General features: G+C 43.2%; 15 protein-coding genes and 1 pseudogene. 7 read left to right on the top strand and 9 right to left on the bottom strand.

Features of this window, described 5'->3' with window-relative positions; all coding sequences use genetic code 11:
• Positions 1-11: 11 nt before the first annotated feature.
• From glpO to NL111_RS08715, 5 genes are all read right to left on the bottom strand, one after another.
• The gene (gene glpO, locus NL111_RS08735) at positions 12-1835 is read right to left on the bottom strand and encodes a type 1 glycerol-3-phosphate oxidase (RefSeq protein ID WP_024862904.1); all 1824 of its coding nucleotides are present in this window, start codon (positions 1833-1835) and stop codon (positions 12-14) included.
• A gap of 19 nt (positions 1836-1854) precedes the next feature.
• Entirely contained in the window at positions 1855-3369 is a 1515-nt protein-coding gene (gene glpK / locus NL111_RS08730; protein WP_285110163.1) for a glycerol kinase GlpK, read from the bottom strand.
• Between the two features lie 304 nt (positions 3370-3673).
• Positions 3674-4483, bottom strand: a complete 810-nt coding sequence (locus NL111_RS08725; RefSeq protein WP_058120974.1) for a hypothetical protein — start codon at positions 4481-4483, stop codon at positions 3674-3676.
• A 13-nt stretch (positions 4484-4496) separates the two neighbouring features.
• Positions 4497-5234, bottom strand: a complete 738-nt coding sequence (locus NL111_RS08720) for a hypothetical protein (RefSeq protein WP_058120975.1) — start codon at positions 5232-5234, stop codon at positions 4497-4499.
• A gap of 359 nt (positions 5235-5593) precedes the next feature.
• Positions 5594-6223 (bottom strand): HAD-IA family hydrolase, encoded by a 630-nt coding sequence (locus tag NL111_RS08715; protein ID WP_058120976.1) that lies wholly within the window; start codon positions 6221-6223, stop codon positions 5594-5596.
• 134 nt (positions 6224-6357) lie between these two features.
• Between NL111_RS08715 and NL111_RS08710 the strand changes: the two genes are divergently transcribed.
• Entirely contained in the window at positions 6358-7881 is a 1524-nt protein-coding gene (locus NL111_RS08710; RefSeq protein ID WP_036672059.1) for a ClC family H(+)/Cl(-) exchange transporter, read from the top strand.
• A gap of 596 nt (positions 7882-8477) precedes the next feature.
• A complete protein-coding gene (locus NL111_RS08705) occupies positions 8478-9392 on the top strand; it encodes an aldo/keto reductase (protein WP_002832459.1) in 915 nt (304 codons plus the stop codon).
• Between the two features lie 500 nt (positions 9393-9892).
• Here the strand turns inward: NL111_RS08705 and NL111_RS08700 are convergent, their stop codons facing one another.
• Positions 9893-10765: a LysR family transcriptional regulator gene (locus NL111_RS08700; RefSeq protein WP_024862907.1), complete on the bottom strand. Its 873-nt coding sequence runs from the start codon at positions 10763-10765 to the stop codon at positions 9893-9895.
• A 121-nt stretch (positions 10766-10886) separates the two neighbouring features.
• Here NL111_RS08700 and NL111_RS08695 point away from each other — a divergent pair, with 121 nt between their 5' ends.
• From NL111_RS08695 to NL111_RS08685, 3 genes are all read left to right on the top strand, one after another.
• The gene (locus NL111_RS08695) at positions 10887-12530 is read left to right on the top strand and encodes a malolactic enzyme (protein ID WP_285110162.1); all 1644 of its coding nucleotides are present in this window, start codon (positions 10887-10889) and stop codon (positions 12528-12530) included.
• An 18-nt stretch (positions 12531-12548) separates the two neighbouring features.
• Positions 12549-13931, top strand: coding sequence for a class II fumarate hydratase (locus tag NL111_RS08690; RefSeq protein WP_236119739.1), 1383 nt, complete (start codon positions 12549-12551; stop codon positions 13929-13931).
• Positions 13932-14156: 225 nt separating this feature from the next.
• Positions 14157-15128 carry an AEC family transporter gene (locus tag NL111_RS08685; RefSeq protein ID WP_285110161.1) on the top strand — a complete coding sequence of 324 codons (972 nt, stop codon included), beginning with the start codon at positions 14157-14159 and terminating at the stop codon, positions 15126-15128.
• Between the two features lie 392 nt (positions 15129-15520).
• On the opposite strand, the gene NL111_RS08680 is transcribed toward NL111_RS08685, so the two are convergent.
• Together NL111_RS08680 and NL111_RS08675 are read right to left on the bottom strand one after the other, a co-directional pair.
• Positions 15521-15796 (bottom strand): helix-turn-helix domain-containing protein, encoded by a 276-nt coding sequence (locus NL111_RS08680; protein ID WP_002829673.1) that lies wholly within the window; start codon positions 15794-15796, stop codon positions 15521-15523.
• 15 nt (positions 15797-15811) lie between these two features.
• Positions 15812-16170, bottom strand: a pseudogene (locus NL111_RS08675) (type II toxin-antitoxin system RelE/ParE family toxin).
• A gap of 470 nt (positions 16171-16640) precedes the next feature.
• On the opposite strand from NL111_RS08675, the gene NL111_RS08670 reads away from it, so the two are divergent.
• Positions 16641-18551 carry an endonuclease MutS2 gene (locus tag NL111_RS08670; protein ID WP_285110160.1) on the top strand — a complete coding sequence of 637 codons (1911 nt, stop codon included), beginning with the start codon at positions 16641-16643 and terminating at the stop codon, positions 18549-18551.
• 209 nt (positions 18552-18760) lie between these two features.
• Here NL111_RS08670 and NL111_RS08665 read toward each other — a convergent pair whose 3' ends face one another.
• Positions 18761-19261 carry a YbhB/YbcL family Raf kinase inhibitor-like protein gene (locus NL111_RS08665; protein ID WP_005918147.1) on the bottom strand — a complete coding sequence of 167 codons (501 nt, stop codon included), beginning with the start codon at positions 19259-19261 and terminating at the stop codon, positions 18761-18763.
• 139 nt (positions 19262-19400) lie between these two features.
• On the opposite strand from NL111_RS08665, the gene NL111_RS08660 reads away from it, so the two are divergent.
• Positions 19401-20156, top strand: coding sequence for an exodeoxyribonuclease III (locus NL111_RS08660; RefSeq protein ID WP_004166198.1), 756 nt, complete (start codon positions 19401-19403; stop codon positions 20154-20156).
• Positions 20157-20161 lie beyond the last annotated feature (5 nt).

Here is a 20161-nt window from a genome sequence, read left to right as displayed (position 1 = left end):
TAAACTTACTCCTATCTCAGATAATCTAGGTGGGCTTCAGCGATTACGTCTTGAAGTTCTTGACTATGCTGTTGTTTTTGTTCCGCACTCCAGCTGAAGTAGCGGGCCATTTCGTCAACCACTCCTTGTTGAAGGTCGGCAATGGCGTCGTGGTGGAAGAGGAGATGGTTGGTCCGCCGGAGCAAGTAATCTACGGGGGTCAAGGTCATTTCTTCTTCCATCGAGTAGTGCAGACTGATGGTTTCCGCGAGACTTAAGCCAGGTGCAGCCGGCAAACGACCGATTTGACTAAAGACCCGGGCCGCGTTGGATCCGAAGAGGTTGGCAATCTTTTCCGCTTCGGGTTTGGAAAGGCCGCTTTCGATACCTTGTTTAGCAAAGAATGACAAAGTGGCGTCCACGTTTTGCGGATCGATATCTCCACCGGAAACTTGGAGGTGCTTGGAGTCGATCGAATTGAAGTTCCGGTTGAAGCGTTGCTTAAGCAGTTTAGCAATCAAGGCAATCGCGCCCGCGGCCATCTTCCGGTAATCGGTGATTTTACCACCAGCAAGGGTGATTAGGCCATCCTGAGCCACATCTAATGAACTACCCCGGGAAACTGCAGAAGGGTTCGGTTTATTTTCGGAAAGGGTGCTTTCTAAGTGATTAAGCACGTCTTCTACATCTTCACGACTAACTAATTGCTTTTCATATTTATCCACAATCGCAATTACTTCGTCAAAACTTTGTGCGGTAATTTTACCGGAATTGCCACCGTTGTAATCGGAGCTGCCGTTAGAAGCAATTAGTGGCCGTAAACCTGCCCAGCTAGCTTCCACATCGTCAATGGTGATTTCTGCTTCTGGATAGCGGTCGTTGATCGTCTTCAAAAGGTAATCCACGTCAGCTTGTTCAACCCGCGGGTGAAGGAAGTCGCCCTGGTAGTCGGTATCGGTGGTTCCAAAGTAGGTTTTACCTTCCCGCGGAATCGCAAAGACCATCCGACCGTCTTGTTGTCCAGAGTCAAAGTAGGTTGGTTGAGGTACGTTGAGTCGAGAACGATCGACTACTAAATGAACCCCCTTGGTAGGCCGCATTTGCGGAGTTACTTCGAGGTGGTCGTCCATTTCGCGGATAAAGTCGGACCATGGCCCAGTGGTGTTGATTACGAGACGAGCGTGGATGTCAAATTCTTCGCCAGTTAAGAGGTCCTTTACGTTGACCCCGTTGACGTTGCCGTTTTCGTCGTGCAAAATATGTTGGGCCTTTACGTGGCTAACCATCAAGCCCCCGTTTTCGTGAGCTTTTTTGATGTTTTCAATTACGAGGCGGGCGTCGTTATTCCGGTAATCCAGGTAAACACCGCCACCCAACAATTTGTCGGGATTAAGCTGGGGTTCACGTTGGAGAACCTCTTCCTTAGAAATTGTGTAATTAGTGTATTTAGGATCCGTAACCCCGGCTAGTTGGTCGTATAGGTTCATCGCAACCTTGACGGAGAACATGTTAAAAGTGGATCCCGGCTCGTCGTAAATTGGTAACAGCATTGGATCAGGCCGGGGAATGTGGGGCGCAATCCCTTGGACGACCGCCCGTTCCTTAACGGTGTCAGAAACTACTTCAACGTCGAAGTTTTTGAGGTAGCGAATTCCTCCGTGGACTAATTTAGTCGATCGCGAAGAGGTTCCTTCCGCAAAATCTTGCATTTCAATTAAGCCGTTATTCATCCCCATGGCGCTAGCCTGAATGGCTACTCCTGCACCGGTAATTCCACCGCCGATGGTCAGTAAGTCGAGTGTTTCATTTTTTAGACGTTCAATATCTTGTCTTCTACTTAATAATGAAAATGACATGTGATAATCCTCCTAAGAGTTAATTTGCTTTACGCGGTTGGTGCTTAAAATTTCGGGTTGCGGCGACGGCTTCTTGCCAACCTTGGTAAAGGTCACGGCGTTCTTCTTCACCCATCTGTGGTTTGAAGATTTTTCCAGGTTGGTATTCGGCTTTCAACTCGTCGAGATCTTGCCAATAACCAACGGCCAGGCCGGCTAGGAAGGCTGCTCCCAGCGCGGTAGTTTCTAAATCATGGGCCCGGTGTATTTCAATTCCCAAAATATCAGCCTGGAATTGCATCAGGTAATTATTGTTGGAGGCGCCGCCATCCACCCGCATTGCCGGGATATCAATTCCTGAGTCACGTTTCATCGTGTCAAGAACGTCCCGGGATTGGTACGCAAGGGATTGCAGGGTTGCCTTGATAAAGTCTTCTTTGGTAGTTCCGCGGGTAATCCCGAATACGGCCCCCCGGGCGTCGGAATCCCAGTAAGGCGCACCTAAACCAGTGAAGGCGGGAACCACGTAGACCTCATTTTCATTTTGCGAAGCTAACGCGGCGGCTTCTGAATCGGAAGCCTTTTTGAAGAGCTGCATTCCGTCCCGCAGCCACTGGATTGCCGAGCCAGCCACAAAGATGCTTCCTTCTAAAGCATAGTAAACCTTGCCATTAATACCGTAACCAATGGTGGTTAATAAATTATTATCGGATAATTGCGGTTGCTCACCAATGTTCATTACGGTAAAGGCGCCGGTCCCGTAAGTATTCTTGACCATGCCGGGTTCAAACGCGAGTTGGCCGAAGAGGGCCGCCTGTTGGTCACCGGCCATTCCAGCAATCGGAACTTCGCTACCATAGAAGTGGTAATCCTTGGTCTTACCGTAAACCATCGAATTTGGCTTAACTTCTGGCAGGATGGCTTCAGGAATGTTTAATAATTGCAAAATCTCGGAGTCCCATTTTAACTCGTGAATGTTGTAAAGCATGGTCCGGCTAGCGTTGGAGTAGTCAGTCACATGAACAGCACCATCAGTTAGTTTCCAAACTAGCCACGTATCAATGGTGCCAAAAAGGAGTTCACCGCGTTCGGCACGTTCTTGAGCGCCATTAATGTGGTCGAGGATCCAGCGGATTTTAGTCGCGGAGAAGTAGGCGTCGGTTACCAAGCCGGTTTTTTGGTGAATCAGGTCGCCATAGCCGTCTTTAATTAGTTGATCGGCAATATCAGCAGTTTGCCGCGATTGCCATACGATTGCATTATAAATTGGCAAACTGGTTTTCTTATCCCAAATGACGGTCGTTTCCCGTTGATTGGTAATCCCAATTCCGCTAATTTGACTGGGCTTGATGCCTGAGTCAATAAAAGCATTAGCAATCGTAGACGAAACGGCGTTCCAAATTTCGTTGGCATTGTGTTCTACCCACCCCGGCTTAGGGAAATATTGCGTAAATTCGCGTTGCGCATCGGCAACTTTACGCCCAGCATGATCGAATATGATCGCACGCGTGCTCGTGGTCCCTTCGTCGATGGCCAGAATGTATTTATCTGCCATGTCTGTACCTCCATAAATATTTAAGAATGGTTGAAGTTCAAGAAAGCGCTTTCGTAACTTCAAAACAATTATAAACTATTTGTAAGTAATTTAGAAATAGAAAGTTTTGTCGAGAACGACCACAAGAAATTACTATAGTACAGGCGTTTTTAATGTGTTTAAGTACTTTCTTTGATAGAGAAGATAACTACGTTTAAAAACAATACCCGATTAAGACGAACGAGCGGTTTTTAGTAATCGAAAAAGAGGCTGAGGGAAAATTCTCAGCCTCCTAATATTTATTTAGTATTAGTGGTATTTAAATTTATATCCATTGGACACGATCTTTAAATTTAGTTTCTAGGGTATCTTTAATTGAAACCGGAACGTCTTCATCTTGCATGATTTGGTTTTCAAATGCTTGGTGATAGGCTTCAATCAGGACCTGTCCCAGAAGTTCGATCAGCAGCGCTCTTGAAGCAACCAAAATGGTTAACGAACTATTGACTCTAATTTTGGAACGATCTAATTTTACAAACGGATTGTCCTGTAAATTTTCATCACTGATAACGGCAATTTCTTCCAAAGCGGAATGCTCTATTAGGTAATTGAGAATTTCATTGACACCAGCCAAATGTTTTAGGTCATTTTGAATGCGGTGGACTCCCAAGACATTGTTTTTTGCGACTTTTCCTATTTTAGAATCAGGTTGATAGTTTTTAGTTAAAATCATTTTGCCAGCCGCTAGTTGTGGAGCAGGAATGATAGGTTTCCTTATTTCTTTAAATAACTTAGGACGCGTAATTAGTCTTCGCGAAATACCCTGCGGGTTATGTTCCCTCATGATTAAATGCAAGCCCTCCTCTTGAGGAAGGCTAAAGCTTGTCGTTATTTGGTAGTCCTTATCCATGAGTTCAACTAATTGTTGAGCTTCGTTAAACTGCCAGTTGCAATACTCAGGGGGAAGAAATCCCATCCGAGTTGGGAAGGAGACCTTTCCATTGGGGTTTAATTGTAGAATTAAAATCCCTTGATTTTGACCCATCTCAATCGTTGCTCCGGTCCCGTCATCTCCCGCATTTTCAACAATCCATTCTTGCTTATCAAGCATATGCATTAATTTTTTAATATCCATTTTTTACCACCCGTTATTTGTGCTTAAACCACGCACCGCTAGTACGTTCATTGTACATAAAAAGGGTACTGACTTCGCGGCCATGTCTGATCCGGTTGTAAAAGTACCGGTAAGCGATGTAGTTAACTAAAGACATTTCATAGTTACCCAGTCTTTGTTCCGGCACTCCGCGCATTTCTTCTACTTGAATACGATTAAAGATGCTAACGAAGATTGTTAAAAATTCAATAATCGTTTCTCGCGTTCCCACGATTACCCCTGGGTTGAGTAGCTGTAGTTCGGGATTTTCTTCGAAAAAGTTCCTCATTTCGGGCGTTTTAGCATCCCTTTTAATAATTCCTGCATCTAAGTAGTTAATTTCGTCGCCAAAATATAAGAACTTATCTTCTACTTGGTCAAAGGGATAATTGAGTACAGTAACATCGGTAGCGTCAACTAAAGCCATTTTTTCAAATTCGGGATGCTGGACCAAAAAATTTAACGCAAGTTCCCAACGGATAAAGTATAGCGTTAATTTATATCGCTGAGGGTTAACTTGCACAGGTTCAATATGTAAATTAGCTTGCTTTTTTTGCCCAATCCCGTTAGCTAAAACGTAGACGGGAATATCATAGTAAGCGGCAGACTGGGCCAGCGATTGGCAAATTTCGGTTAGCCCGTTAGTTTCTTCCGCTCCCCACGTAAACTGCGGATCATAGAAACCTTTCAAAAATTCTCCTAGAATAATATTGTTTTTAGATATAGTAGTCATTAGTTTTTAACTCCTAGTTAAACAGCACAGTGTTTGTGAGCTTCTAATATTAGAGGGGTGAGCAGTAGGTTATACACTCTACGGAGATTATATCACACGATAAACTATTAAAGCGGGTTATTAAAATAAAACGAGACTATCTCTGTTTATAATGGAGAAATATTAGCCGTTAGAAGCGATTTAAACATCCTTAATGATAAATTGTCGCGCTTCCGGAATCTTGGAATTAGTAACTATTTCCAATCCTGCATTTGTCGTTTTAAATAAAAAAGCAGGAACCAGAGCTTAAATTCTGGTTCCTGTTTTCATTAGGTTACGAGCTTGTCGGTAGTTCTTTCACTTTGGTCGCTAAGCTTGTCTTAGCCCAATTGATCTACGGCGTCCATTAAGGAAGCTACCTTAGCGTTGTCGTCCTGGCGGTCAATTTGGATTACTTGCCAGCCTGCTGCTTGAGCCGGTTGGATATCCTTAGTAGGGTCGACCGCGATGTGATCGTGTTCGTCAACGTCACCTAACTGTTGGGCAACGTATGCGAAGAATCGTGCGTTAGGTTTGTAAGCCTGAACGTCTTCGGCGGTGATGATTTGATCAAAATTGTGTTCTAGTTTAACTACGTTAGCTTGAATTAAGTCTTTAGAGTGGTTGGTCAGTAAGACGGTCTCGTAGCCCTTTTCCTTAATGTTATATAGTGCAGTTGGTGCGTCGGGGAACGGCTCCATTACCGTGTGGGCAATTAAAACGTCACTAAAATCACTTGGGTCAATCGTGAAGTTTAGTTCTTCCGCAGTTTCGTTTAGAGCCACTTCCATTAGTTTAGAGTACTTCATAAATTCACCTTGTTGCATTAAAGCTTGTTCTTTTTGGCGGTAAGTATCCCGAACCTTCTTTTCGTCAATATCGTAGCGGTTGCCAATTCGTCCAACCGCTTCGTAAAAGGGTTGCACGTTAAACAAGGTGTCAAACCCTGCAAAGCTAACTACTTTTTTCATTTATAACACCATCCTCAATTATTCTTACCAATCCATTATACAGGTTTCTAGCAAATCCTAAATTCAAAACTTGGCGAGAGTTTTAGTTATGCTAACATAAGTAAGGCTAATCTTTTGAACGAGGTGGAATGCTGATGCATTTAAAAATTGAAGACACCCGTCTATCAACCCTGTTGAATTCAGTGGTGGTGGGCGGTTTAATCGGATTAATTGTTAGTATTTTTCGACTGGCGATTGAAAAGCTGCTAATCTTTTTCCAACAGCTATACCAAAATTTTTCCACCGACTGGCAGTGGATTGTCCTGTTAAATCTTATTTTAGCAGTCGGAGTAGGCTGGTTAGTTAAAACGACGCCAGATATTTCGGGATCCGGGATTCCCCAAATTGAAGGACAGCTATCGGGAGAATACGAGGAACAATGGTGGCCGGTATTGTGGAAAAAGTTTGTTGGGGGTATTTTAGCAATTGGTTCGGGATTAATGTTAGGACGAGAAGGCCCTTCGATTCAGCTAGGAGCAGCCGTAGGACAAGGCTGGAGCGAAACTTTACGGTATCGCGGTTCGCAACGCCGGGTGTTAATTGCCGGAGGAGCAGCTGCCGGTCTATCCGCCGCTTTTAATGCTCCGATTGCGAGCACCCTGTTCGTGCTAGAAGAAATTTACCACAACTTTTCCACGTTAGTGTGGATTAGTGCGCTGACGAGTGCGGTGGTGGCAAACTTCATTTCGCTGACCTTTTTTGGGCTAACCCCCGTGTTGGCAATTGTTTATCCCCACGCACTGCCGCTTAATTTATACTGGCACTTGTTGGTATTAGGAATTTTACTGGGGCTTTTTGGCCGGTTGTATCAAATCTGCACGCTGAAATTAAAGACTTGGTACGGCAAAATTAAATTTTTGCCACGATGGTTGGATAGTTTAGTGCCCTTTATCTTAATTATTCCGGTAGGCTGGGGATGGCCGTCCTACCTTGGCGGGGGAAACACGCTGATTACCACGATTGCGGCGCAAAACCCGGTGTTTGTGACGCTCTTGATTTTGCTAGTGATTCGGTTTGTTTTCTCCATGGTTTCGTATGGTTCAGGGCTACCAGGTGGGATTTTTCTTCCTATACTAACGCTCGGAGCGGTAAGTGGCGCCCTTTACGTAAGCATAATGGCACACTGGGGGTTGATCGACGCCCGTTACTTACCTAACTTTGTGATTTACGCCATGGCAGGGTACTTTGCCTCAATTGGGAAGGCGCCGTTTACGGCCATTCTATTGATTACCGAAATGGTGGGGTCGTTGCAGCATTTAATGCCGTTAGCGGTGGTGGCACTAGTGGCCTACATTGTGTTGGATTTATTGGGCGGCGAACCAATTTACGAATCGTTGCTCCACCAGTTGGTACCGGATATTTTAGCGGAACCGCAAGGCCGACAAGAACGGGTGGAAGTATTTGTAAAAGAAGGCTCCCAATTTGATGGGGCGGCAGTCCGCAACGCGCAATGGCCCGCACATAGTTTATTGATTAGTATTCAGAGGGGCCCGCGCGCAATTGTTCCGTCTGGAGATACGGTAATTAAGGCGGGCGATACGCTGGTAGTAACGTTACAGCACGGAAATCGAAAATACGTAGAGGAATACATAAAACAGAGGGCGGAAGTGCCCGGGTAATCTCCGAGGATTAACAGAAATGCCGGGTTAATCGCGTTTTTGGCGATTGAGCCGGTATTTTAGTTAACCGGAAGAGATTGGGCACTGGAGCCCATTTCGGCCATGCGGCAAAGAAGCGCGAGGGTTAACAGAAATGCGGAATTAATCGCGGTTAGGCGATTGGTTCCGCATTTTGGTTAACCGGAGAGAGCTGGGTTACGGAGCCCGTTTCGGCCATGCGGCAAAGAAGCGCGAGGATTAACAGAAATGCCGGGGTAATCGCGTTTTTGGCGATTGAGCCAGTATTTTAGTTAACCGGAAGAGATTGGGCACTGGAGCCCGTTTCGGCCATGCGGCAAAGAAGCGCGAGGATTAACAGAAATGCCGGGGTAATCGCGTTTTTGGTGATTGAGCCGGTATTTTGGTTAACCGGAAGAGATTGGGCACTGGAGCCTGGTTCGGTTATGCGGCAGGAAAGCACGGACCTTTTCCTGATGTCCCGATGTCAGAAAATTGCTGCGTCAAATGTTTACTAATAGAACTATTAAAACTAAAGGGGTCCCTTTTTTTCGATTATCTGTTATGCTAATCACGAAAATATAATTGGAGGTAATCGTATGGCAAATTTAGTTCGAATTGGTAAAAGTGACGTAGAAACCACGGCGTTAGGATTAGGAACTAATAAAGTTGGCGGGCATAATTTGTTCCCGAATTTAAAGGATGAAGATGGTTATGCGGTCGTGCGGAAGGCGCTGGATGAAGGAATTCAATTGCTAGATACCGCCTTTATTTATGGGAAGGGTCGTTCAGAAGAGATTATTGGCGACGTTTTACAAGATTACGACCGCTCTAAAGTGGTTTTGGCAACTAAGGCGGCCCAAGATCCGCTGCACGATTACCAACCCAACAACGATCCAGAATTTTTAACGTTGCAAATCGACGCAGCTTTGCGGCGGTTGAAAACGGACTATATTGATATTTTTTACATTCATTTTCCAGACGAAACTACTAACAAATACGAGGCAATCAACGCGTTAGTTAAGGCACGTAAAGAAGGAAAAATTAAAGCCATTGGGGTCTCTAATTTCTCCTTAGCACAAATTAAGGAAGCTAACGTGGAAGACGTGATCGACGTTGTCGAAGATGATTACAGTTTAGTGCACCGGGATGCGGAAAAGGAATTGTTCCCATATCTCGCAGAACACCAAATTTCTTTTGTACCATACTTCCCATTGGCGTCAGGAATTCTTACGGGAAAATATACGAAGAAGGATCATGAACGCTTTGACCAGTACTCGGAAGCTCAATTTAATCAGATAATTGAAGCAACTGAAAAAGTGCGCCAAATTGCGGAAGCAAAACAGGCGACCGTGGCGCAAGTGATCTTGGCGTGGTACTTGAAGAACCCGGCCATCAGCGTGGTAATTCCAGGGGCTCGCAAACCGGAACAAGTGGAAAGCAACGCAAAGGCAACGGAAATTGAACTTAGCGAACAAGAATATAAGGAAATTGACGAATGGTTTAAAAACTAGAGGGCGGAGTAACCCGGGTAGCTCTTGAGGATTAACGGAAATGCGGCATTAATCGCGGTTTAGGCGATTGATGCCGCATTTTGGTTAACCGGAGAGAGCTGGGTTACGGAGCCCATTTCGGCTATGTAGCAAAGAAGCGCAAGGATTAACAGAAATGCCGGGTTAATCGCGCTTTTGGCGATTGAGCCGGTATTTTGGTTAACCGGAAGAGATTGGGCACTGGAGCCCGTTTCGACTATGCGGCAGGAAAGCGCAAGGATTAATGAAAATGCGGCATTAATCGCGGTTTAGGCGATTGGTTCCGCATTTTGGTTAACCGGAAGAGATTGGACACTGGAGTCCGTTTCGGCTATGCCGCAAAGAAGCACGTGAATTTTCAGCGTGAGTGGTTAACAAAATTCGAGGAAGATTGCTTAATCCCAAAAGCGGTTATTATGTCTGGAATTGGCATAATAACCGCTTTTTATATTAGCACGCACTAACTATTCGACTTTTATTGACTACTCTCGAATCAAATCGGCAATTCTTTGTTGGTAAGGACTTAAGATCCGGTCTTTACGTTGGACCAGGTTCATGTAAAACAAGGGTTGCTCTTCATCGAAAAAGGGCAGAACCCGAACGTCCGGGCGTTTAATTACCGCAGAATTGACGATAAAACCCACCCCTACGTTTTGGGCCACCATTTCTTGAATTACTTGGGAATCATTGCTTTGGTAAACCACGTTAGGTCGAAAATTGGTAATGTTGCTGAAATTACGCAGAGCTTCCGCGTGAACAAAATTGCTATCAAAGGTGATAAACGACTCGTTTTTTAATTCGGAAAACCAGATTTTGTCGCGAGAAAAGAAGGGCGATTGGTTACCGACAATTGCGACAAAATGGTCGTTGCCCAAATGTTGGTAAGCTAGATTTTCGTTGAATTGCTTTTCGATGGCCCCCATTAGGGACATGTCGAGGGTCCCAGCAAGCAGCATTTCCTCTAGCTCAGCCGACCCTTTTTCCACGGGCACGATGGCCTTTAACAAATTTTGTTCGGTAAGGCGTTTGGCAATCCGCGGGAAAAAGTACTTGGTCATAATGGGTGGCAGACCCAAGATTAATTTTTTCGTATTGATATTTTTAATGCTATTTTGGGCGACGGTTAAGTGGTCCAAGATGGCCTGCACGTGTTCGTCGAGTTGTTGACCGCTTAGGGTGACGGACAAATGGTGTCGGCCTTGATCTCGGGTGAACAGCGTGGTTTGAAAAGTATCTTCTAAGCGTCGGATAGCCATGCTGATAGTGGGTTGGCTAACGTTAAATTCTTCAGCAACCGTAGAAAAATTTTTATTTTTTACTAGCGAATGAAAATATTTTAAATCTTTAGTGTTCATAACGTTCCTCCATAACCTTATTATATCAAGCTTTTTCGGTTAAATATAAAAATAATTTATAATATGCTAATAATTTGACTATAGCAACCAAGGAGTCTTAAACTTACCGCGTAATAAAAAATTGGAGGAAAGCAAAATGACTGAAAAAGCAATGAGTATTTTGAACAATCCTTATTTAAATAAGGGAACTGCATTTACAAAAGCAGAACGCGATCAGTTAGGGCTTAACGGTTTGATTCCACCATACATCCAGACTTTGGATGAACAGGTAGCACAAACTTACGCTCAATTTCAAACTAAGGCTAATGATTTAGAAAAACGGTTATTCTTGATGCAAATTTTCAACGAAAACCGGGTACTATTCTACAAGTTGTTCAGTGAACACGTTGTTGAATTTATGCCAATTGTTTACGATCCTACCATTGCGGATACGATCGAAAACTACAGTGAGCTTTATGTTCAATCACAAAACGCAACTTTCCTTTCCATTGATGATCCAGATAACATGGAAACGGCGTTGAAGAACGCGGCTGATGGACGAGACATTCGTTTAATCGTAGTTACTGATGCAGAAGGTATTTTAGGAATCGGTGACTGGGGAACTAACGGTGTCGACATTTCGGTTGGTAAGTTGATGGTTTATACCGCTGCTGCTGGAATTGACCCAAGCCAAGTTCTTCCAGTTGTGTTGGATGTAGGAACTAACAACGAAAAATTATTGAAGGATCCAATGTACCTTGGTAACCGTCACGAACGGATCAAGGGCGACCGTTACTTTGAATTTGTGGACCAATTTGTTCAAACTGCAGAAAACCTATTCCCTAATATGTACCTGCACTTTGAAGACTTTGGACGTGACCACGCGGCAAAGATTTTGAACAAGTACAAGGATCGTTACGTAATTTTCAACGATGATATTCAAGGTACCGGAATTATTACTTTAGCTGGTATTTTAGGTGCCCTAAATATTTCTAAGCAAAAGATTACGGATCAAGTTTACCTAAGCTTCGGTGCTGGAACTGCAGGTGCCGGAATCTTGAGCCGGATTTACGCAGAAATGGTTGAAAACGGCTTGTCCGAAGAAGAAGCTAAGAAACACTTCTACATGGTCGACAAGCAAGGTCTTTTGTTTGATGATGACGAAACGTTGACGCCGGAACAAAAGCCATTTGCACGTAAGCGCAGCGAATTTGAAAACCCAGAAGAATTGACCGACTTGCTATCCGTAGTGAAGGCAGTTCACCCAACTATCATGGTGGGTACTTCTACAAAACCTGGTGCCTTCACCGAAGAAGTGGTTCGTGAAATGGCTGCTCATACGGAACGCCCAATTATCTTCCCATTGTCTAACCCAACTAAGTTAGCTGAAGCAAAGGCGGAAGACTTGTTGAAATGGACGGATGGTCGTGCCTTGATTGCTACCGGAATCCCGGTTGACGATATTGAATACAACGGTGTTACTTACCAAATTGGTCAAGCTAACAACGCGTTGGTTTACCCTGGTTTAGGTTTAGGGGTCATTGCCTCAACTGCTAAAGTATTAAATGATACAATGATTTCTAAGGCTGCTCATTCATTGGGCGGTATCGTAGACGTAAGCAAACCAGGAGCAGCGGTATTGCCACCAGTTTCCAAGTTGAGTGAATTCTCACAAACGGTTGCGGAAGGCATTGCCCAAAGTGCAGTTGATCAAGGATTGACAAAAGAAACCATCACCGACGTGAAAAAAGCGGTGGCAGAAACCCGGTGGACTCCTGAATACTAAAAATTAGGAGCGATAACGATGGCGGACTATCGAATTGAAGAAGATACATTAGGAAAGGTAAAGGTACCTCAACAGGCTCTATGGGGCGCACAAACTGAACGCAGTCGGCATAATTTTGCGACGGGACCGTTGATGCCAGTCGAAGTAATTCGAGCATTAATTAACGTCAAAAAGGCGGCTGCGGGGGTGAACAATCGGTTTGGATTATTACCTACCGAAAAAACGCGGTTAATTCAAAAGGCGAGTGACCAATTATTGGCCTTAGATGATGCAACTTTAATGCAGGATTTCCCCCTGCGCGTTTTCCAAACTGGTTCGGGAACCCAGACGAACATGAACGTCAACGAAGTGATTGCGCACGTTGCCCAACAAATTGATTCTGATTTGGCGCTTTTACCTAACGACGACGTCAACAAATCGCAAAGTTCTAACGACGACTTTCCTACGGCAATGAACATTGCGGCGAGTCAAGCAATTAACCACCTTCTACCAGTGATTAAAAACTTGATTGCCACATTAACGGAAAAACAAAGACAGTATTGGGACGTGGTTAAAATCGGGCGAACCCATCTACAAGATGCAACGCCATTGACTTTCGGCCAAGAAATTAGCGGTTGGGTAAGTACGTTAGAACATGATTTAGATTACCTGGAGAAGCTCAAGGATACGTTATTAGAGCTACCAATTGGGGGAACCGCAGTGGGAACGGGATTGAACGCTCCTGCCGGCTATGACTTAGAAATGGTCAACGAATTGAGTAAGGTGTACGACTTACAATTTACGACCCAAAATAAGTTCTTCGGGCTTAGTGCACATTCTGGAATTGGAGCTGTGCACGGCGCGGTGAAAACTTTGGCAGCCGATTTATTAAAAATCGCTAATGACATCCGTTTCCTAGCAAGCGGTCCGCGGGCTGGTTATGGGGAATTGACGATTCCGGCTAACGAACCCGGGTCTTCAATCATGCCTGGTAAGGTTAATCCAACCCAAGCGGAAGCATTGACCATGGCAGCAACTCAGGTAATGGGTAATGACGTAACGATTAACGTTGCTGCTAGCCAAGGAAACTTTGAGATGAACGTTTATAAACCGGTAATTATCTTCAACTTTTTAGATTCCGTCAATTTGTTAAGCGGGGTAGTGGCTCAGTTTACCGAAAAGATGGTCGCGGGAATTGAAATTAACGCCGACCGGATGCTGGACTTGGTGGAACAATCACTAATGACCGTGACGGCGCTGTCGCCACATATTGGCTATCATCAAGCGGCAGAGATTGCCCAACTAGCAAGTCGGGAAGGATTGAGCCTCAAGCAAGCTGCATTAAAGAGCGGTTTGGTGAATGAAGCGGACTTTGACCGGTGGGTCGATCCGTTGAAAATGACGAATAACAAAAGAGAGTGAGTGAATTCGGGTAATCTTTGAGGATTAAGAAAATTAGGACATTAATCGCGGGTTTGGCGATTGATGGCATAATTTGGTTAACCGGAGGAGATTGAATTCGGGAACTCATTTCAAAAAAGAGAGAGTGAGTGAATTCGGGTAATCTTTGACTGTGCAGCAGAGAAGTACAGGAATTAAGAAGATTTTCCAAAAGCTCGTTATAAAGAGAAAGAGAGAGTGGGTAAGATGGCGGCATTTATTACGTCCGTTGAAAGTATTATTACCATTCTGTTGATGATGGCCCTTGGCTTTGGTCTACGAGGAATGGGATGGTTTGACGACCATTTTAGTGGTAGTATTTCAAAATTAATTATGAACGTAGCTCTACCAGCTTCAATTTTTGTATCGGTAATGAAGTATTTAACGTTACCAAAACTAGTTAGTTTATCAAGCGGATTGATTTATTCGTTTGGTGGAGTAATTATTGGATATATCATCGCATGGATTACGGTTAAGTTATTAAAGGTTCGCCCAGGACGCCGCGGACTCTTTATGAATACCGTAGTTAACGCAAACACCATTTTCATTGGATTACCACTGAACATTGCGCTGTTTGGTTCGCAAAGTTTGGCATACTTCTTGGTTTACTACGTAACTAACACGGTTTCGACGTGGGCGTTCGGGGTATTCTTGATTGCCAACGACGACCCAACTAAGCAAAAGGGTGACCAAGGTACAGAACGTAAAGTGAACTGGAAGAAGCTTCTTCCACCACCACTTCTTGGTTTTATCGTTGCCATCATCTGGTTGGTACTCGGGTTGCCAGTGCCAAGTTGGGCAGGCAACACCTTGAGTTACGTGGGTAATTTGGTAACCCCATTGTCATTAATTTACATTGGGATTGTGCTTTACGACGCCGGATTGAAGAGTATCCACTTCGACCGTGATACGATCTTTGCATTACTTGGACGTTTCGTATTGTCACCATTGGTAATTACCGGTTTGATTTTGCTTGGTGCACACACCGGACACGTATTGCCAACGATGGAAATGCAAACATTGATTGTGCAAGCAGCAGCACCAGGATTAGCGGTTATGCCAATCCTAGCAAACGAATCACATGGTGACGTAAAATACGCAACCAACTTGGTAACGACAAGTACGATCCTATTCATCGTAGTCGTACCAATTGTGATGACGTTGATTCAATTTATCTAGAGGACCCGATTAGGTCTCGAGGACTAACTTAATTAGGGCATTAATCGCGGTTTGAGCGATTGATGTCCTAATTTGATTAATCGGAGGGAAGTGGGTTTCGGAGCCCGTTTCGGCATAGCGGTATTAGAATATGGAAAATGTGGTTTTACGGAGAAGTGGTTTAGCGATCGCAGCCAAGAATATATGACTGGTTAAAAAGCTAGCAAAAATTAAAGAGAGAAAAGACTTGAAGCATTCTTCATGGGGAGAAGGACGGTTCAAGAAAATGGTTAAAAATTAACAGAGGACGGAATTCAGTTGTGAATTTCGCCCTCTGTTTTATTTTAAATACGAGTTTTATACATAGAATCTACGAACTATAGTTAGAGCAGTGTCTATATTGAAAAGAATGACTACTGATTATGAAGGAATGGTTTTAAAGTTAGTTTAATTTCCAATCCTAAACCGTGTGCATAACGATTTAGAGTTTCTAGAGAAGGGGTGGAGTCAAGACTTTCAATTTTAGCGATGCGAGATTGTGCCATGCCAATTCTTTTACCCAACTCTTTTTGCGTAATGTTTAGCTTGATTCGACGCTCTTGTAGATAAGTAAGAGTTTCAATAAGGTTTAACTCTTCAGTTGGAATATTCTTAGTGACTTTTTTTCTGAGTTCGTTCCAAGTAGCCATGTCAACTAATCCTTTCTAATGTCGTTGTAACCAGTCGTCTAATCTGTTAATTGCGATGTGAACTTCCCGTGGATCGGTTCGATTTTTTTTCTTAGAGTAATGATGGAGCAGAATATAACGATTCTTATTCCAAGAGGCGTAAAAAATTCTTTCGGGTTGTGGTCTTAGCTCCATCAGGGGATGTTTATAGCCCTTTATAAATTTGACCTGAGGTTCTTTTAAGAGCGGTCCTAAATCTTGTAACAAATCAAGCTGGTGAATAATTTTTTTAGAATAGCTCGATCATTTTTTTGGTGGCTTTTAGAAAGAGCCACAATATAATCAGATACTGGGCTTTTTCCATTGCTGTCAAAATAAAAATCAATTTCGTACATAAATCAACCTCTTTAATACTTAGAAATATAATAAATTTGTTATATAATTTCAATTGAATTTAATTGTGGAGGCATAATTGTATATTTACCAACGTACAAAGCTGGAATGGCGGGTAACCTCCCTAAATTTAAATACGCAACTTTAAAATAATGATTTAAAGAATTCTGATTGGTAATGAGGACTTAAAAAGCAAAGATTTGACGAGTTCGTTAAAATTTGATAATTTACTTGTTGATAAAACCTATCTAAACGCGAATGGGGAAATTTTGATGAGTGTGGCAAGTATCTAAATGTAAATATTGGCGCTAATTGAACCGGGGAAGACGGTTTTTTTTGGCATGCTTTTACAAGCGATACCTGTCAAAATAAATTTTAAGTTTAGTTTGAAGACGACAGGGGATTACTGTGGTCTTTTTTGTTTCAATTAGGTTTTATCGGATAGGTGTCTCTTTTATGAGAGGAAAAAGAGATGTTTGATCAATCATTATTTAAAAAATTACAATTTGACCGAGTAAAAAGGGGAGTTATTGCTAAAGCAGTTGGTGATTTTAGTAAAGAGAAACTTGAAAATATGCCAATTGAAAGCAATTTAGCAAGTATCAGGGTTAAACAACAAGAAACTAAAGAAGCACGAATAATTATTGAAAGTGGTCAATATATTCCATTACTAGGCTTGAAACAGATTAACCGGTTAATGAATAAAATTGATAAAGGCGTGATTCTGACACCCGCGGAGCTAATTGAATTTGCAGATTTCTTGCGTAGTAACCGGATGTTAAAAAAATTCTTTGAAAAGAATCGGTACCAGACGCCAATCCTGTATAAGTACAGCCAGGCGTTATCTAAATTCACGACTACCGAAGAGCACATTTACCAAAAGGTTGATGATTATGAAGTACTAGATGATGCTTCTCGAGATCTTCGGAAGGCGCGGAGACAATTTAAAACCATCAAGGACGAAATTCAAGATAAACTAATGAAGTTTTTGCGAAGTCCTAAAAACAAGCCGATGATCCAGGACGTTTTGATAGTTGAAAAGCAAGGCTCGATAACCGTCCCAATTAAAGCATCCTATAAATTTAAGGTTCCTGGTACGATTGTGGATCAATCAAGTAACGGTCAAACCGTTTATATTGAGCTAGATTTAGTCGCTAAGCTTAACGAAAAACTCGCGTTTCAAAAGGCAGTTATCGAATCTGAAAGCTATCAGATTTTAGCTGAATTAACGGGCGAATTAAGTGAACAAAGAACAAGTATTTTAAATGCTATTGACGCTGTGACAATGTTTGACATTATCTTTGCAAGGGCGAAGTATAGCCGGGAATACGGTGGAATTACTCCGCAAATCAACCAAGCGGAGCGCATTAATATAATTCAAGGGCGGCACCCGTTCTTGGTCGGTGACCCCGTGCCGTTAGACTTTCAATTAGGAAAGGATTACCGGGGATTGATTATTACAGGTGCTAACGCCGGTGGTAAGACAATCGTCATGAAAACAGTGGGATTGTTAACCTTGATGGCGATGGCTGGATTACAAGTTCCTGCCCAAACAGGGACTGAATTAGCAGTTTTTGACCAACTATTTGTGGATATCGGCGATGAGCAGAATATTGAAAATCAACTCAGTACCTTTTCTGCCCACATGAAAAATATTGCAAAGATTGTTCAAAAGGCCGGTCGTAATACACTGGTTTTATTAGATGAGTTGGGCAGCGGAACTGATCCTAACGAAGGGGCCGGATTGGCGATTGCGATTCTGGAAGATTTGTATCGAAAGGGAGCATTGATCGTTGCTACGACCCATTATGGAGAGATTAAGAATTTCACTAAAAAGCATGCGGATTTTACGCCGGCCGCAATGAAATTTGATCGTGAAACACTAACTCCTAAGTACGTACTGCAAGTTGGTGAAGTTGGCGACAGTCAGGCGCTTTGGATTGCCCAAAAAATGAGGTTGCCCAAAGCATTGATTCAGCGGGCAGGTAAATATATTACCAATCAGGCGAAATATGCAACCAAAAAAATACAGTTTCCGAAGTTGGCGAAGACTGATCAGCTGCCCGATAAAGCCGAAAACGAATTGAGATACCAAAAAGGCGATCAGGTTTATTTAACGGAACTCAAAAAGGTGGGACTAGTTTACGAAGATCACGGCGATGACACGGTAGCAGTCTTTGTAGAACACGGTTTTCAGAATGTTTTACGAAAACGAACGCGATTAAAAATGGCCGCCGACAAATTGTATCCCGTGGATTATGACTTGGAGAGCCTCTTTACTGATTTTCACCAACGAAAAATGCGTAAAGATTTAGAACGGGGCTCTAAAAAAGCTCAGAAGCAGTTGGATAAAATTGCCCGGGCAAGGCGAAACAAAAATTAAGAAATGAACTAAAAATTGCGCAGGCTGTGAATATTAGCTAGGAATCGGTAATTATGTCTAGTTTAGGCATCGTTACCGATTTTTAGTTAGGGAGCTGGCACCCGTCGCATTACATTAGAAAATCAACCAAAAAACGCTTTTTGAGAATTCAATTCTTAAAAAGCGTTTTTCAGTAACTCTACCCTATGGTAAGCAATCAGGATCTAAACTTAACCGCGGGAAGGAATCTTGATCTGCGCTGAATCTAAGGCTAGTGCTTCGGTTTTACGCATTAAGTCGTTTAGATAAAATCCCTTAGGCAGGTTAGTAGGTTCCTTGAGCGCGTAAACGGTCAACGTATATTCGTGGTCGGTAGGCGGCTTAGGTCCCGAATAGTGTTCGAAAATTGCGGGATCATCCACGTCTAAAAACTTAGAAACGTAACTATTCTTTCCCTGGGTCATCCCGTTTTCCAAAGCACTAGCGTTTTCAGGAATCAGATTGGTCACGGCAATGTCGGTCGCGATCCAATGAATCCACGGAAAACCAGCAACGGGAACGGCGTCGTAATCAATTAAAGTTAGTGCTAAGGCTGCTGTGTCAGTAGGCAACTCACTAATTTCAATGGGAAAAGACCGAATTGGCAAATCGTGAAGCTTGTCGGCTGCGGGAGCATATTTGCCAAAACGATCGGGTAAGTACCCGTTAGATAATGCAACGTTAATTTTCATAATTCATCACCTTCCTAGTTTGATTATAACCGTAAAGTTTCGTAAGTGGTAAACAACCTAGTTTGCTAGACAAACTTTAATAATTTTCCGTCAAGTTGTGCGATAATTAAAAGAGATAATTAGAAATGGGGGCACGGTTTTGAAATTAATTTCGTGGAATGTGAATGGTTTGCGTGCGGCAGTAAAGCACGGCTTTTTGGACGTTTTCAACGAGTTGGATGCGGATATATTTTGTGTCCAAGAAACCAAGCTACAGGAAGGACAAATTGACCTGGATTTGCCGGGGTACCACCAGTACTGGAATTATGCAGAAAAGAAGGGGTATTCGGGAACGGCCGTCTTCACTAAACGGGAACCGGTGGCGGTCTCTTACGGTTTAGGAATTCCTGAATTCGATCAAGAGGGACGGGTAATTACCCTAGAGTACGAGAAGTTTTTCTTGGTTACCTGCTACACTCCTAATTCACAGCCGGAATTACGTCGTTTGGATTACCGAATGAACTGGGACGACGCCTTCCGAGCTTACGTAAAACAACTTGCCGACACTAAGCCGGTAATTTTTTGTGGGGATTTAAACGTAGCTCACGAAGAAATCGATTTGAAAAACGACCGTACTAACCACCATAATGCCGGGTTTACTGACGAAGAACGGCAAAAATTTACCGAACTGCTACAAAGTGGGTTTACGGATACTTACCGCTACTTCTATCCTGATAAAGAGGGCGTTTATTCGTGGTGGAGCTACCGGTTTAACGCGCGAGCCAACAATGCGGGTTGGCGAATCGATTATTTTGTGACCTCCCAAGCATTGGACAAGCAACTCGCGGATGCTAAAATTCATACGGAGATTTTTGGCTCAGACCACTGTCCAATCGAACTTGACCTGAATTTATAGAAACA

Source organism: Pediococcus sp. AC40 (assembly GCF_030252485.1).
GTDB classification, from domain to species: Bacteria; Bacillota; Bacilli; order Lactobacillales; family Lactobacillaceae; genus Pediococcus; species Pediococcus acidilactici.
This window is presented reverse-complemented; position numbering and strand designations above follow the sequence as displayed.